The organism is Aquimarina sp. I32.4, from assembly GCF_002924285.1.
Lineage (GTDB): Bacteria > Bacteroidota > Bacteroidia > Flavobacteriales > Flavobacteriaceae > Aquimarina.
In genome coordinates this window covers 1-16,101 of sequence record NZ_PGUB01000011.1, presented here as the reverse complement: position 1 = coordinate 16,101, position 16,101 = coordinate 1, and the positions used below count along the sequence as shown (strand labels likewise).

The following is a 16,101-nucleotide window of genomic DNA, read 5'->3' as shown; positions in this document are numbered from 1 at the left end:
GTAAATTCAAAGTATAACTGATATTATTTGATTTTTAATGATGTTAAATATTTAAGAAAAACTGGGATAATAGCTTGTGATATGTAGAAAAAGCATAAAAAAATGTGAAAAAATACGTCAGTTTCAAAAAACGATACTACTAAGAGGTATTATTGTTATAGCAAAGATGTCGGGTACTGATTGTTTATTTGTATGGCACTTGTTGTAATGAGAAGTGCCATATTCGTTTCTTATATATTTATAGGTACCCTGATGTCTTTGTGTTATTGTATGAATTAAATGTAATTCGTTGAAAATAAGAGGAGAAGGCCTCTTGTAGGCGTAAAAGTAATTTAAAAAAATAAGTAGCATGAAAACAAAAACACAATTAGCCTTGAGAAATAATCGAGTCGCTATTTTTGAACAAAAAGTATGGGAATTATTGTCTGTAAAACAAACCCTTTTTAATACATGTGTAAAAGAGCATAAAGGATATGCTTATTTATTACGTACTTGGATACAAGAGATGTACTATAATGGTAATACGCCTGCAGAAGTGGCAGCAATAATTAAGAAATCAAACCTTAGAATTGATGCTATCAAAGTAGGAGAACCTTTATATATGGCGGGATAAAAATACGAGTAGAAAAAAAACGGGAGCAGTCCTATGTTTAGAGTTAAAAGTTGAGTTTGTGTATAGTACTCTATAGTTGGTCACTCCCGAATTCTTTGACAAGATATAAAAAATATACCACCTGATACTATAGATAAATTAGCTTCATAGAATTTTTATGATATACTTAAGGTATCTAAGAATGATCAAAAAAGGGCTTTTATAGACACCTTGATGATAGTTTAAGAGAAGTATTAATGTATGTAAGGGTTTATTGATTGTATAAACAAACAAAAATATAGTAGAAACAGGGAAATATTGACATGATTTTTTTGTTGAATTTGCCTTCGTTTTTTTAAAAATATAGAAACCCATTAATTTTTTTTCACAAAAAATTAACATTTTAAAAAGTGCTTCTTATTGAGAATAAAGTGAATAGGTAACTTATTATGCTTTTAAGTATTGGCTCTTTTAATCAGATAGATGATGCATACCATTCCCTCACTAGAAGATACTTTTGACTCATTATAAGTTTTTTTCAGACTTAGATTTAATTAGGTTTGAGTATTATTTTAAATCAATCAAATAAAACAATATGAGAAACTTTATAATTATAGGTGCTTTAATGCTAATGCTTGCATCTTGTGGAACAGATAATAAGCCAAAAATAATTCATAATAGTACTGATGATAAGGGAGTAACTGAGTTAAAGAAAGATTCAACTTTTATTGAAATAGCAGATTTGCCAATACAAATTGATAGTACAGAGTATTTGATTCATGTTATTGGGGATTATAAAATAGAGAATAGTAGAAGGAAGATGTTATCTAAATGGTCAAGCTATGGTTCAGAAAGTTTGTCAATTTCTCAATATGGAGGATATAAAATATCAGGAAATATAAGCAATGTAAAATTTCAGCATAAAGATGCTATAGAATTAATAGCGCTTACAGATAAAGTTATCAAAATAAGATCAATTTTGTTTTTACATGAAGTATATAAAAATACAGATAAACAATTGCTACTTTATGAAGTAATTGATAAGGATACCAATCAAGATGGGAAACTTGATTATAACGATATCAATACATTATATATTAGTAAGATTAATGGCGCCAATTTTAAAAAAATAACAGATACAAATCAGGAACTAATAGATTGGAAAATTATTACATCAAATAATAGGTTGTATCTAAGGTCTATTGAGGATATTAATAAAGATGAGGAGTTTAATAAAAAAGATAGTGTTCATTATAAGTTTGTAGATTTAAACACAGATAATTTGAAGGTTATAGAATACAAACCAGTTTAAAAAGAAATAGTTTTCAAGATTTTAAGCCTCTATTAAAGAGGCTTTTTTTTATGACTTTAACCTGTTTAGTTTTATTCGGGGTGATATTTGTAGAAATCAGGACGTGATTTCTTCTGCCATAAAAACTTAAAACCTGTTTCCATAAGCTCGATTTCAAAATTTCTTTTGAGATGAAATACGTGATCAAAACTACTGTAAATAAAGATATTGACTATAATGATCAAGCTAGATATTGTTATCAGTAAAATGCTTAAAATTTTATAAATTTTTACTTGGCGTATATATTTATTAATAAAAAATAGTAGCAGAAACCAAAAGAGAAAATAGATTAAAAAATCTAAGATAAATTCTACTATAAAAACCTGAAATGATAATGAGGTATGCCAGCCACTGCATTTATAAGGAAACGGAAATCCAGTCAAAATCTCATCAGGGCCGTCAAGTACAAGAACGTACCACCATTTTGTAAATAAGGTAAATGAAATTATCGTAATGGGTAGTATAAATTTCCATATCAATTTTTTCATTTTGTTTATTTAAGAGTGTAAATTTGGCTAAAGTAGCTAAATATTGTTTTCTATTAAAAAATTAATTTGAATTATAATATTCCAGCCATTTTAAAGGTTTTGCTAGCTCTTGGTCACAAAACTCTAGATGTATAACCCTTCTTTGTATATTATTGGTAGTTCTGTTTGAGGCGTGCAAGAGCAAAGGTTTCATTAACATTACACCTCCTTTTTTGACTTCGCAGATATCTTCATTATCGGTAGAGTAATCCTTTGTTGCTATGTTTATGATTCCTCTTGCATGAGATTTTGGAATAACTTTTAGAGCGCCATTGTTTTTATTGGTGTCATCCAAATGAATTCTTATGGTAATCGTGTTTTGTAAAATTTTGATGGGTGGTTGTACTCCATATTGCCCTTTTTTATAAGTCCAATTGGTATAATTTTCTGTTTCAGATTTATTTTCAACAGAAATGCTTAGATCTTGATGATAAGGTACAAACCAATTTGATGTACTTGGCTTATCAAAATAAATGGCTTTGGTTAAGAAATATTCTGATTGTGAGAGATTAGAAATTAATTGAGTTATCTTTTTATTGAAAAGATGTGTTTTTAGTTCAGGGATGTTCTTAATTAGTTGCCTTATAGCATATAAATCTCCTGTTTTCATAAACGAATCCCTGTCTTGTGCTACATTTTTTATACAGCTTAGAATTTCACTTATTTCCTCAATAGAATATAGATTGTTTAGAATAGAATATCCCTTTTCTTCAAGTTCGATTTTGTTTTTTACACAGTTCATTTCTTAGCTTTTATACTATGCTAAATAGATTTATAGAGCTGTCTTTTTAGGAGGATAGATTTACAAAACCTTTCCTTCTCTATAATTCCAGGTATATTTTAATCTTCCGTTATCAAAATATTCTTTTGTCACACCATTTAGAATTCCATTACTATAGCTCCATTCCATTTTTATAGCACCGCTTTTATAATACTCTTTTGCAATACCCTCTGGGATTCCGTTTACATAGCTAAAATCAATTTTTTTCTCTCCAGTAGGGTAGAATCCTTTTCCGCTTACGAGGATATCATTTTTAAAAAGCCAAGCAGTTTCTTTTTCTCCTGTTTGGTAGTATCTGTATGCAAAACCTTCTCTTTTTCCATTCAGAAAAGTATATTCCTCCATTAGTGTACCACAGCTATAATAAGCTTTTCCTGAAATCAATTCACCATCTTTATAATTCCATTTTGAGAATGTCTTGTTTGGGTGGTATTCTGTAGATATACCATGTAAGATATTATTTGTGTAATTCCATTCAAACTTGAGTGTTCCATCTTTATCATATTCTTTAGTAATTCCATTAGGCTTACTAGTAAAAACGATAGGCTCTATTTTTTTCTTTACAGAAGCACAAGAAAGGATTAGTGTACTTATAAATAAAAAGAATAATTTGAATTTCATTTTTTGCAAATTGATTAGTATACTTATGTGTCATATAGAATAATAATGTTACCATATAGGCGTACATTTTTTTCAGAATTTCACATAAAAATTTTAATGCGGGCGCAAATATACAAGAACCTCTGGATTGTGATCGTCTTATCTATCAAAATAATGCATGTTATTTTGATAAAGAGTGTAAAAAATGATTAAGTAAGATAGGTATTACTTCTTCTTTGCTCTAATTTTGCTTATAAACTCAGGGGTCATACCTAATAGAGAAGCGATCATGTATTGGGGTACTCGTTGAGAAAACTCTGGATTGGCCGATATAAATGAAGTGTATAATTCTTCTCCTGTAAGACTAAACATATACTCTAACCTTCTTTGAGAGGCGATAAATGTTTTTTCCATTATAATTCTAAAAAAACGTTCTGTCTTAGGTAGTTTATGGCATAACTCTTCAAAAGCATTTTGATGTAGTTCTAGTACTTCTGTGTTTTCTGTTGCTTGTATATATAATTTAGAAGGAGTTTTGTTAATCAGGCTTTCATAATCAGTGATCCACCAATTGTCAATCCCAAAATGAATGATTTGCTCATTTCCTTTTGGGTCTATATAATACAGACGTAAACAACCTTTGGTGATATAATATCTTGATTTACATATTTTATTAGGAATAAGCAGAAATTCCTTTTTCTTTAATAGTCTTGGTTGTAAAAAGGAATAGAATAGCTTGAATTCTGTATCAGAAAGATCAATATATCTTCTTATATATTCTATTAGATTGGGATGTATCAATAGAGCATTGGTTTTGGTAAATTATAAATATTTATAAGGCTCAATTTAATAAAAAATTAGATTTTGAAGCCCTTTTTGGTTCTATATATCTATAACAAGGCTATCTTTTATTTTTTCTTGAGAAACTGCCGTATAGCCTACTATTATAAATATATAGCATAGTACAGAAGAATGTAGTATGTGAGATATCATACTTGTCACTTGATCAATGATTGTCCCTAAATTAATGGGTATTATTTTGAACCCTCTTTTCTATTTCCTTTTCACCAGCAGGCGTAAGTATAGAATGAGATGTTTCTTTGATAAAGATCATACCATCAAAATTTTTACCTGGTGATATATCAAAAGCTGGTAGTATGCCATAATCAAGGCTCCAACTGGCTCCTCCTCGATATGCTTTTCTTTCTTGACCCAAAAAAGTAGTGATTGTTTTGGATAGCAATGATTTAACAAAATCGATAAAGAAAATATCTTTATTGCCCTGAGCAAAATACCAGTCTAAGCTTCCTTCTTTGGCTGGAGGAAGGGTGAAAGCTGCGTTTTTATCATATCTTTTTTCTTTAGCATTATAATTCATAGCCCTAAAACTTCCCTGATTGGTAGAAAAACCAATAGCATAGTATTTTTCTGTAATATATTCTTTTAAGATACTACCCAGAGGTCTAGTTTTACCATTTACTTTTGTTTCTATATTTTTTGAGATATGAGTATTATGAGCCCAAAGTACCATTTTGACTCCTGGTTTTTCACGTTGCAAAACATCTATAACAGTTTGCGCCATATATTCGTCGCGAACATTAAAATCAAAAGTTTTTTTATAACCACGATCTGCAACTTCTACTCCTTGTATGATTTTTCTTAAATCTGTAATAATTTGATCATATTCTTGTTTTGATGTTTGATGAATTAGTTTAATTTCATTAACAATTAGATAAGATAATACCGTATATAATTCTTGTCTTTGCGAAGACATATCCTTCCTATCAGGCTTATTTTTTAATTTATGAAATAAAGAATCTACTTTTACCTTAAGCAATCCATTATCATTCGTTTTTTCAACAAAATTATCCACTCTTTCATAAGCCAAATCTAATGCCACTATCTGAGTGTCAATCCCAATAAATTTCACTTTTTTATGTTCAGGAACTGATAGATTATAGTTTCTCATCCATTCGATCATCTCTAGTACCTCCTCGGTATTCCAAATCCAAAAACCTTGAGCTGTTAATGCCTCTCTGCTTGTTCCTTTACCATGTAATACATAGTTATTGATTGGCTCACACCCTATATGACTCGCTTCTATAGCAAAAATGGTAAATCCCATTTCTTTAACCAAAAACTCTAGCATCCTGTGTTTCATCTGGAAAATTTCTTTACTACCATGACTGGTTTCTCCCAGACCGACAACCTGTACATCTTTTAAAATAGGCTTTAAACCCATAAGATCAGTAAGACCAGTTGTTGCTTTTACACTTTGTAAAGGGATTGATGTATTCTTGATCCATGAGATCACACTATCTTTCCTAACCTTTCTTCTGTTTTGTAATTGAATATGTTCTTTTTGTGAATATATTTTATATTTTGAAACAAGATAACTACCATCAATGTTGTCAATATATTTTTGTCTGGTAGCACCTGTAAATCTTTTAGGAAGAAGTGGGCTAACTTCAAAATGATATATACCACTTTTTTTTATAGGTAATTCAACGATTTCCAATCCGTTTTTTCCATTAGGAGCGTCAAATCGTTGTAGGGTATCGTTATTGGGTGAGAAAGCTATGATTTGCAGATCTACATTTTTTTGTAGTAGATGCAATTGTAGTAATTCACCTTTATGCAAGGTGGTTTTATATAAATGTTTTTCAACTCCTTTGATCTGGATATCCTTACCTTGTTCAAATTGAAACGATGTTTCTTGTGCGATAAGGTGTATTGTACAAAACAGAAATAAGGAAAAACGAACCCATACTGTATTCTTTTTTATAAGGATCATTGATCTCAAATTAAACACCTTAAGTTTTATGGTTGGCATATTTACTTTTATTTCTTAAAGAATGGATTGTGTTTTATTCTTTAGGTTGATACTCAGGATGCCCTGTTTGCCAAAAGGCGAAAGCAATTGCATTAGCTATATCTGTATATTTTTTTATTTGAAAACTGCCTATTACTCCATGTCCTGAATTAAAATCTGGATAAATTAAAATTGGGTTATTTGAACTCGATGCAAGTTGCAATTTGGCACCAAATTTTATAGATTGCCATGGAGCGACTCTAGAATCATTTAACCCCATTCTTAAAAGTACTGCGGGATAGTGTTCCTTTTCTTTAATACTGTGATATGAATCCATCTCTAACAAAGCTTTAAACTCGTTAGAATTTTTTATTGATCCAAATTCTTTAGCTAAATCAGCACCATTGACACCGTTTTCAGATCTTATAGGATTTAAAATCCCATTATCTATTATACAGGCACCATATAAATCTGGTCTTTCAATAAAGGTTTTACCTATAACTATTCCACCTGCACTGCCACTCCATATCGCAATTTTTTTCTTGGATGTATACTTGTTTTTAATTAAATATTCGGAGCAAGAGATAAAATCTTTCCATGAATTTGATTTGGTAGATTTAAACCCTCCTTGATACCAATTTTCTCCTTTTTCCCCTCCTCCTCTTACATGGGCAACTGCATAAATACCACCTTCTAGAGCTGGTAACAAAAAACCATAATGAAAAATTGGAGGCATGATTGCTCCATACGCTCCATATGCTCTCATGATTACTGGCGTAGTTCCATTTCGGGGAGTTTCTTTATTATATATTAGAGATAAAGGAATTTTTTTTCCATCCCAAGATGTTACTTCTATCTCTTCTATAATTAAGTTTTTAGATAATTGTGTTTTTTCGTTATTAGAAAACAAAATGGATAACGACGCATCCTCAACGAGTCTTTGATTGATTACATCAAAAGTATATCTCATAGGCTTGTTAAGCCATCCTTGAAGTGTTGCTGATAAATAGTTGTCATTTGAACCAAAAGAAAACAAATTTATTTTTCCTGTAGAGAAAGGTAGTTTTATCTCTTTTTCATTTCCGTTAGACACCTTGTATAATTTACTAATTACTCCATTAGTTTGGGTGTAATAGAAAATACCTTGTTTAGTTAGTACAAAGCTTTTAATAATTTCATTTTCTTTTTCCTTTGCAATAACCTTTGGGTTTTCAAAATCGGGATTCTTAATACTTGTTTTGCATATTTTAAAATGGGGAGAATTTTTAGAAGTTAGATAAACAATACTATCTTGATCTTGATAATATAATTTTATTTTTTCTGATTTATTAAATAAGGGTTTCCATAATATATCTGGATTTTTCCAATTTTTTATAGGTTTATAATAAGAATCAAAATATGGAGAAGAACTAGAGACTGTTCCAATTAAATAATTATCTTCTGGATGATCAATATAGATAATTGGGAAATCTTCGTTTTGAATTGAAATCTCTTGTACAGCATATTTTGAAAAATAATCAGTTGATATATGACTGTTTAGATTATAAATTTTAACTTTAGAAAGTAGATTATTTTGATTAGTATTTTGTTTTTCGGGATCGACCCATGTATATAAAAATCCAGAATTATCGGGTAACCAATTAATACCACCTATTGATGGTTTTACAGATCGTATATTAGTTTGTTGGTAATTTTTGGTTTTTAAATCATATACTATTAGATCCGAAGTTTCTCTTCCCTTATATGATAAACAAATAGCAATTTTTGAGCAATCCCAGGATGGTTGAACATCTGTTATGGAATATATGTAATTATCTTCAGGGTTATATTCTTTAGTATTAAAGATTTTTACTGACCTTTTGTTTTCTATACAATAGAGAGATGTATGGTTAGACTCAACATCTTGTTTTGTATAAAAAGTTCTTTTTTTATAGATTTTCAAGTGATTTAGATCACTTTTAAGGATTTCATTATTTATTTGTTGATACTTTATGAGTGTATCGATTCTTGGGATCGAATCCAAAAATGATTGAGATATTTTGGATTGATTTTTTAACCAATTGAGAGTAGTTGGGTTCTTTAAATTTTCGTAATCTCTGAAACGATCGACTAAAGTTGTGCCAGAAATAGTATCTTTAATTATGTCTTTATGATACCAATTTTTAAGTTCTTTTTTAGTGAGAAGTTGCTTTTTGATTTCCTGAGTATACCCCAAGAAGGAGCTGCAAAAGAATAAAAAGAGGAATACGTTTTTCATAGACTGATAACAATTTTTAATTGTAAACAAAACAGTGAGTTTTACTTATAAGTACACTTACTTCATGGCTTGATCTAGGTGTCACGTTTCTTAAAATATTATAGATAAAATATCAGTGACACTTTTAAAAAGGTTCTTTTCTGAAACACACCCATTAGACAATATATGATATTGTCTGATCAAAATTATAAAACCAATAATTATCTTATTTGCTTCTGTTTTAAAAAAACTATTTTATCATAAATAATGTACTATAAGCGTTGACTATCTTATATTACTCTTTAGGTTGATACTCAGGATGCCCTGTTTGCCATAGGGCGAAAGATAAAACATCAGCTCTCTTTTTATAAGCATTAGCTTTGGACGTGTCAAAACCATGTCCTCCTTTCATATCTACAGAAAATAAAATAGGGTTTTGAGAGGAATTTGCTGCTTGAAGTTTTACTGCAAATTTTGCAGGATCCCATGCAACAACTCTCGGATCGTTCAAGCCTGTTGTAATTAAAGTAGCAGGATATGATACCCCATTTTTTATATGATGATATGCATCCATTTCTAATAAGGCTTCAAACTCTTCTTTAATTTTTACAGTTCCAAATTCTTTGATGTTATTAGCACCATTTGGTTGAATTTCTGATCGAATCATATTCATTGATCCTGATTCGATTATTGCGACAGCAAATAAATCAGGTCTTTCTGTTAACGCCCTGCCAATAAGAATACCACCCGCACTGGCACTCCAAATAACAGTTTTGTTTGCTGACGAGTATTTTTTATATATCAAATATTCAGTACAAGAAATTAGGTCTTTCCATGTATTGGGTTTGGTAGTTTTATATCCGCCTAAATGCCAATTCTCTCCTTTTTCTCCACCACCACGAACATGGGGCGTAGCAAAGATACCTCCTTCTAAGACCCATGTAAGAATACTTGGTGAAAAGTACGGAAACATTGAAAACCCATACGATCCATATCCTCTTAGCATAACTGGATTACTACCGTCCTTTTTAATTCCTTTTTTATATACTAGAGATAAGGGTATATCTTCTCCGTCGTGAGATTTGACTAAAAGTTCTTCAACGATTAAATCGTTAAACTCTGGGAAATCAGCTTTGGGTGTTATGTTTTCTTCAATTAACAAATTAGAATTATGGTCAAATCTATATCTTGTAGCACCATTCATCCACCCCTTTGTAGTTATCCAAAGATCATCATGCTCTTTACTTTTTGCAGACAAATTAATTGATCCGAATACTTTTGGTAATTTAATTTTTGTTAACCCATTATGATCTTTACGATAAAGATCAGCCACGACTCCATTGGTGGTAGTACTAAAGAAAAGACCTTTTGAGGTCAATACAAAATCTTTTATAACCGATTCTGGTAATTCTTTAACTATTGTAATTGGATTTTTAAAATCTGGATTTAGAATAGAAGTTTTTCTGATTTCAAAATTTGATGCATTATTAGCCGTTAAATAAATAATACTGTCATGAACTACTCTAAATTTCTTAATTTTTTCATCTTTGGTAAATAATGATTTCCAAAATAAATTTTTGAATTTGTCTTGAGAATAATATGTGTCTGCATAAGGAGAAGCACCTCTAATTTCACCAAATATATATTGATCTGTATTATCTAAAATAGATACTACAGGAAAATCCTCTTTAAGGATTTTTAGCTTAGGGTTATTATTCTTTGATAATAGTTCTATCGTATGTTTTGGATCATCATTAAATAAATGAAGAACGGATTTTGTATTTAACAAAAATTTATTTGACTTATTATCAGTGATTGGCAAATGAACATATGTAAATCCAGAATTATCGGGCAACCATTGTATTCCACCTATAGCGGACGGCCAAGAGTTTTTAGTAATAGGTTGTGATATCTTTTTGGAATGAACATCAATAACAAACAGCTCTGAAATTTCCTCATCGTTTTTTGTTAAGCCTATTACAACCTTTGATCCATCCCAGCTGGGCTTACTATAATTAATAATGTATTCCCCATTAGGTCTGAAAAGTTCTACGTCAAATAGTAGTGTTTCTTGCCCCTTTATCCCTTTTTTATAAAATAGTTTTGCGTTACCATCTTTTACATTACTCTTAATATAAAAATAATCATCCTCTTTAGTTATATATAAATCTGAGACAGAAATTACATTTCTTGCATCAAAATCTCTTTGTTTATCAATTAAATAACCTCTTTTAGAGATTTTATTAAGTTCATTTCTTGTATAGTTTTCTTGGGCTTCTAGCCATTTTTTTACTTCAGGGTCATCTAAATTTTCAATTTTTCGGTAGGAATCCTCTATTTGGTGACCATGATACGTGTCTACTATAGTATCAGGTGATAATTTTGGCAAAATGATATTACGATTTAAGTAACCAATACCTAGCAAATAAATACAAATTAAAAAGTTAGTTTTCATATGAATTATTATAATAAACCTAATTATAATACTCTTAAAGCTTTAAATATCGTACACCATATTCTTTGCAAAGTAAGAGAATTGCGTTAGGTTTACTAATTAACTTTAGTATTATTAGTAACGATTCTTGATCTTATTATAGTACTTGTTAGGTTTTGACTTTTTATAAAAGATATCAATAAAAATAATTGTGACATAAATATATTACTAAGTTTATAATCCGACCTAAACTAATCTCAAGTAATAGTCTATATTTATAAATTTATTGGAATTTTTATCTTAATTACTTCTTTTTAAATTAGTTATGTTTTTTATAAAAAATGAAGGATATAATCCGGTTTTTCTGTAAAAAGCTTTTGAAAAAGATTCAGCATTATTAAACCCTACTTCTTCAGCAATATGTTTTATAGAGTATTTTCTAATCTTAGAATTATTTTTTATTTCTTCAATTGCATAATCAATTCTTAAATCATTTATATAAACAGCAAAGTTTTTACCTTCAAATTGATTAACTATTTTTGATAAGTAGGTTGAATTAGTTTCTATAAGATTTGCAACATCCTTTTGTGTTAAATTTTTATTCAAGAATTGATTGTTATTCTCAAAATTCTTCAAGTTTTTTCTGATTTCTTCGACAACCTTATCAGATAAATTAATACTTTTTCCCTGTTTTTTTTTACTTGGAATTTGATTTTTTATTTCCTTTTCTCTATTAAGGTACTGATCAATTTTTCTCTTTAATTTTTTCTGTTTCCAATAATAGTTATAAGTTAAAGACGTAACTATTAATAAAAAAACACTTAAAAAGATAATCCAAAAAGTTGATTTCTCTCTCTTATTTTTTATGTAAGTAATAAGGTTTTGTTTTTCAATCAATAATTCAGATGTATTATATTTCTTCTCAATTTTTTTAGATAAATATCTATAATCATTATTTAAAGTACTATCTATTTTAACTAGACTTTCAAGATAATATAGTTGCTTTTCTCTATCATCTTTAGATTTATAATAATCGATAAATATTTCATAAACCTCTCTCATTTCTGGGTAAACCAATCCTTTTCCTTTAAAAATAGAATCTACCTTACTAAAATGAATCAAAGCTTGATAACTTTTCTTTTGATCATAGTATCCTTTACCAAGATATAAATGTGACGTGGATACATTACCAAAGTCTCCTATTTTTTTTAAACCTGATAATGACTTAAATATACTATCTCTACTTTTTTGATAATCTTTCATGTAGTAATAAGTTATTCCAGACATTGCTGTTAAATAAGGATTATACGAACTATTCTTAGATCCTTTAGATAATTGAAATGCTCTATTCAATATAAAACTAGCAGAGTCATGCTTTCTTAGCCTATTATATCCGTCAGCAATAGCAAAAAGGATTTTTACATGCTTCTTATAATGTAAACTATCATTTTTATAATATTCTTGAATATAATTGTAATAAGATTTAAATGATTTTAAAGCTTCTTTATAATCTCCTAAGTCATTTTTCAGAATACCTATTTTGAAACTAATCTCAGATTTTTGTTCAATATTTCCATTTTTAATTGCATGATCATATGCAAGCAGATAAACATCAAGAGCTTCTTTATGTTTTCCTAATTTATATAACAGTATTCCTTTTAATGAATAAGCTTTTGCGGGGTACTCAAAATGATTACTGTTCTTAGTAAACTTGATAATACTATCTATAATAGAAATAGGATTTTCATTCTTTTTTGTAGTACTAAACATATAAAATGCCTCCGCTATTTTAATACTGTCTTTTGCTTTTTTTGCTTTTTTTAAATAATAATCAACATATTCTTCAGCTAATGCTGGATTATCTTCATTTAGATAAAACAAATTTTCTAATTGAACATAAGAATATTTTTCTAGGGAATCATTCTCTTTAAATTCTTGACTAGTTATATTGAATGTAATAAATGTATAAAAAAGAAAAACTAAAAGTAGGTTTCTTTTGTTATTATGAGGCATACAATAATAAAATGACATCAAAGTATAAGTGTTGTTAATTCAGTTAAATTTTAATACCTATAAAAGACTTTCTTTTACATAATATAAAGGTGATAAAAACAAATTGAATTTTTAGTTTTTCTAGTGTTGTTAATAAACATTTATGAGTCTAAATTTATAAATCAAGAGATATCTCTTTTGCATCAATGCAATTCTCTCCTCTATATTTGACTCCACAAAAAATTAGCCAACATGGAGTGTTTAGAATATAATAATAAACATCAGTTTATGTCTGATGTCTTACAAATGTTACACCTTAATATGGATTTATTTATGTATAATCTGGTACATCATGCTCCCTATGAGATGATACTGTATGATTGGATCAATAAGCTATATACCAAAGGTACCTCTAGTGATGATGCAGTACAATTGATCTATAAAGCACGCAATATCTTACTGCTTACCCCCAAAAATGGTTTGTGTAGCCCCAATACCCCATAATTGGTAGTGTATCAAGAATAGCGCACACCATAATAATCCACCATAAACTCCCTGCTTATGCTTTTTACACCCTATAACCAATTACCCCCAGAAGAAAAGGCGCTAGTTGCCCACAAAGTCACCATACGCACCAAAGCCCCACAAAAAATTGTAGACGAGGTACTCTCTGTAGTAAACCCCAAAGTAAAAATCAAAAACAAAAATGTGATTACAATCTATCATATCCTAGATAGTGTACAGCAAAAGATTAAAGAAAGAATAAAAGAAAACACCCAATAATACAACCGTCATAGGTGCAAGAACCCACCCCAATACATGAGTAATAAAAAAACGGTAAAAAAAACATGAATGTGATTATCAAACAGATCAAGACTATAGAGCGTATGGATCAGCTGATCCGCTTACGGGCGACAGGAGCACCAGAAACATTTGCACACAGATTAGGGGTCTCAAAAACCAAACTCTATCGTACTATCGATATTATGAAAACTCTGGAAGCCCCTATTGTATATAATGTTACCCTGCAAAGCTAGAGTATACAAAATCAGTGGGATTTTCTTTTGGGTTTTTTACAAGACAGCAACGGCATAAGAGTGTAAACTATCAAAGTGTTTAGAAGTGTAAAACCGCAAAATTCTAAATGTAAAATGTAAAATGTAAAAGTAAAAATGAATATCGAATACTGAACACTGAATGTTGAAGTTTCTCATTGCGTCGTGATGGATTCCCAATCAAGTTGGGAATGACAAAGGAACACTGAATAAAGATTTATAAATGTAAAATTCTAAAGTGAAAACGAGTTTTTGAATATCGAATACTGAACACCGAATGTTGAAGTTTCTCAATACTCACTACTCAATTCTCACTACTAATTAATAAAAACCACAATATGAGAGATATTATTCAAGACCTGTTGACACAGGAAGAGCGAGACCAGGCGACGGCACTGGTGGGGCAATTAGAAACCATTTTTGCAAGCAAACTGGCGGCATTGACAGAAAAAGAGCGTAGTAGCTATAAGGCTATTAATGAGACCAACAAATTATTTGTAAACAAGGTGTGGGATTACAGACAGCATAGCGATTCACTAAGTTCTCCCGATGTAGACTGGCAAGAATTTGAAACCGACTACCAAGCTCGTGTATTTGCAGAAAACCTGTTGGGTAGATTAGAGAGTTTGGCATACCGCCTAGAAAGTACCAAAATCCTACATGATTATGATAACTACCAGGATGCGCTTAATGATTATTCATACTCACAATATAGCAAAGGAGCGGGCAAAGCTGGGTTTACAGAAAAAGTAGCAGAACTCAAACAGTTTTTTAATCGTACCAAGAGTACTCCCAAAACAACCCCCGAAGAAGAAGAAGAGTAGTAGGTGCCCCAATTTTTGATCAAAAAACAGCGATTGGGTAAAAAAGACGCTCTGTTGGACCAAAAAGACGTTCCGTTAGACTCAGGAGTCCCAAAATTAGACTTTGAGGTCTCAAAATTAGAGAAGAACCACCCAATTTTGGACTATAGACACCCATCGTTGGACTTTATAGACCCAAAATTGGGACTCCTGAGTCTAAATTTTCATCAAATAGACCCAACGGAAGGTAAAATCGGTCCATCACATTATATAGACCTCCCAAATTTGAGACATGTTGACCCAAAATTGGACATAAACAGCTGAGTAATGAGAATTGTGAAAAAGGAATATCGACGTTTTCTCAATACTCATCTATAAATGTAAAACCGCAAAATTCTAAATGTAAAATGTAAAAGTTAAAATGAATATCGAAGTTTTCTCACTGTGTCGTGATAGATTCCTGATCAAGTCGGGGATAACAAACTATAATTGGTGTGTTTTTATTTGAGATTTTAAGTTGAGTTTGGTGAATGTGTATTCACTACCAAAGAGATGGAGTGCAAAGGTAGAGCCTTGTAGTTTTAGTTAGTTTACCGGTTCATATAGTTTACTACAACCTACTCAAGTACTCCACCATCTTTGGGAAACTTGTAAACGAGAAAAGTAAGGAACACTGAATACTGAACACCGAATGTTGAAGTTTCTCAATACTCAATACTAATGTATAAATGTAAAACCGCAAAATTCTAAATGTAAAAGTAAAAATGAATATCGAAGTTTTCTCACTGTGTCGTGATAGATTCCTGATCAAGTCGGGAATGAATATCGAATACTGAATACTGAATGTTGAAGTTTCTCATTACTTAATCTAAAAACATGTTTAACGTAAAATTAACAATATCAGGAGGTAACAAAATT

General features: G+C 30.1%; 14 protein-coding genes. 6 read left to right on the top strand and 8 right to left on the bottom strand.

The annotated features are described in order from the left end of the window. Positions 1 to 349 precede the first annotated feature (349 nt). Positions 350 to 613, top strand: coding sequence for a hypothetical protein (locus CVD18_RS03835; protein WP_103864125.1), 264 nt, complete (start codon positions 350 to 352; stop codon positions 611 to 613). A 574-nt stretch (positions 614 to 1,187) separates the two neighbouring features. Further along, positions 1,188 to 1,904, top strand: a complete 717-nt coding sequence (locus CVD18_RS03830; RefSeq protein ID WP_103864124.1) for a hypothetical protein — start codon at positions 1,188 to 1,190, stop codon at positions 1,902 to 1,904. Positions 1,905 to 1,975: 71 nt separating this feature from the next. Here CVD18_RS03830 and CVD18_RS03825 read toward each other — a convergent pair whose 3' ends face one another. The 8 genes from CVD18_RS03825 to CVD18_RS03790 form a co-directional block, all read right to left on the bottom strand. Then, complete coding sequence (locus CVD18_RS03825; protein WP_103864123.1) at positions 1,976 to 2,431, bottom strand: hypothetical protein; 456 nt, start codon at positions 2,429 to 2,431, stop codon at positions 1,976 to 1,978. 61 nt (positions 2,432 to 2,492) lie between these two features. Beyond that, positions 2,493 to 3,212, bottom strand: coding sequence for a phytanoyl-CoA dioxygenase family protein (locus tag CVD18_RS03820; protein ID WP_103864122.1), 720 nt, complete (start codon positions 3,210 to 3,212; stop codon positions 2,493 to 2,495). Positions 3,213 to 3,272: 60 nt separating this feature from the next. Next, the gene (locus CVD18_RS03815; RefSeq protein ID WP_103864121.1) at positions 3,273 to 3,872 is read right to left on the bottom strand and encodes a toxin-antitoxin system YwqK family antitoxin; all 600 of its coding nucleotides are present in this window, start codon (positions 3,870 to 3,872) and stop codon (positions 3,273 to 3,275) included. Between the two features lie 204 nt (positions 3,873 to 4,076). Continuing rightward, entirely contained in the window at positions 4,077 to 4,652 is a 576-nt protein-coding gene (locus CVD18_RS03810) for a Crp/Fnr family transcriptional regulator (RefSeq protein WP_199185035.1), read from the bottom strand. Positions 4,653 to 4,875: 223 nt separating this feature from the next. Continuing rightward, positions 4,876 to 6,684 carry an erythromycin esterase family protein gene (locus CVD18_RS03805; RefSeq protein ID WP_103864120.1) on the bottom strand — a complete coding sequence of 603 codons (1,809 nt, stop codon included), beginning with the start codon at positions 6,682 to 6,684 and terminating at the stop codon, positions 4,876 to 4,878. A gap of 34 nt (positions 6,685 to 6,718) precedes the next feature. Then, positions 6,719 to 8,920, bottom strand: a complete 2,202-nt coding sequence (locus tag CVD18_RS03800; RefSeq protein ID WP_103864119.1) for a prolyl oligopeptidase family serine peptidase — start codon at positions 8,918 to 8,920, stop codon at positions 6,719 to 6,721. A 274-nt stretch (positions 8,921 to 9,194) separates the two neighbouring features. Continuing rightward, positions 9,195 to 11,354 carry a prolyl oligopeptidase family serine peptidase gene (locus tag CVD18_RS03795; RefSeq protein ID WP_103864118.1) on the bottom strand — a complete coding sequence of 720 codons (2,160 nt, stop codon included), beginning with the start codon at positions 11,352 to 11,354 and terminating at the stop codon, positions 9,195 to 9,197. 279 nt (positions 11,355 to 11,633) lie between these two features. Continuing rightward, the gene (locus CVD18_RS03790; protein WP_103864117.1) at positions 11,634 to 13,364 is read right to left on the bottom strand and encodes an AraC family transcriptional regulator; all 1,731 of its coding nucleotides are present in this window, start codon (positions 13,362 to 13,364) and stop codon (positions 11,634 to 11,636) included. 213 nt (positions 13,365 to 13,577) lie between these two features. Between CVD18_RS03790 and CVD18_RS03785 the strand changes: the two genes are divergently transcribed. The 4 genes from CVD18_RS03785 (at position 13,578) to CVD18_RS03770 (ending at position 15,204) form a co-directional block, all read left to right on the top strand. After that, a complete protein-coding gene (locus CVD18_RS03785) occupies positions 13,578 to 13,829 on the top strand; it encodes a hypothetical protein (protein WP_146052697.1) in 252 nt (83 codons plus the stop codon). Positions 13,830 to 13,886: 57 nt separating this feature from the next. Next, complete coding sequence (locus CVD18_RS03780; RefSeq protein ID WP_103864115.1) at positions 13,887 to 14,108, top strand: hypothetical protein; 222 nt, start codon at positions 13,887 to 13,889, stop codon at positions 14,106 to 14,108. 65 nt (positions 14,109 to 14,173) lie between these two features. Further along, positions 14,174 to 14,362, top strand: a complete 189-nt coding sequence (locus CVD18_RS03775; RefSeq protein WP_103864114.1) for a hypothetical protein — start codon at positions 14,174 to 14,176, stop codon at positions 14,360 to 14,362. 356 nt (positions 14,363 to 14,718) lie between these two features. Then, on the top strand, positions 14,719 to 15,204 hold the full coding sequence (locus tag CVD18_RS03770; RefSeq protein WP_103864113.1) for a hypothetical protein: 486 nt from the start codon (positions 14,719 to 14,721) through the stop codon (positions 15,202 to 15,204). Positions 15,205 to 16,101: the final 897 nt, after the last annotated feature.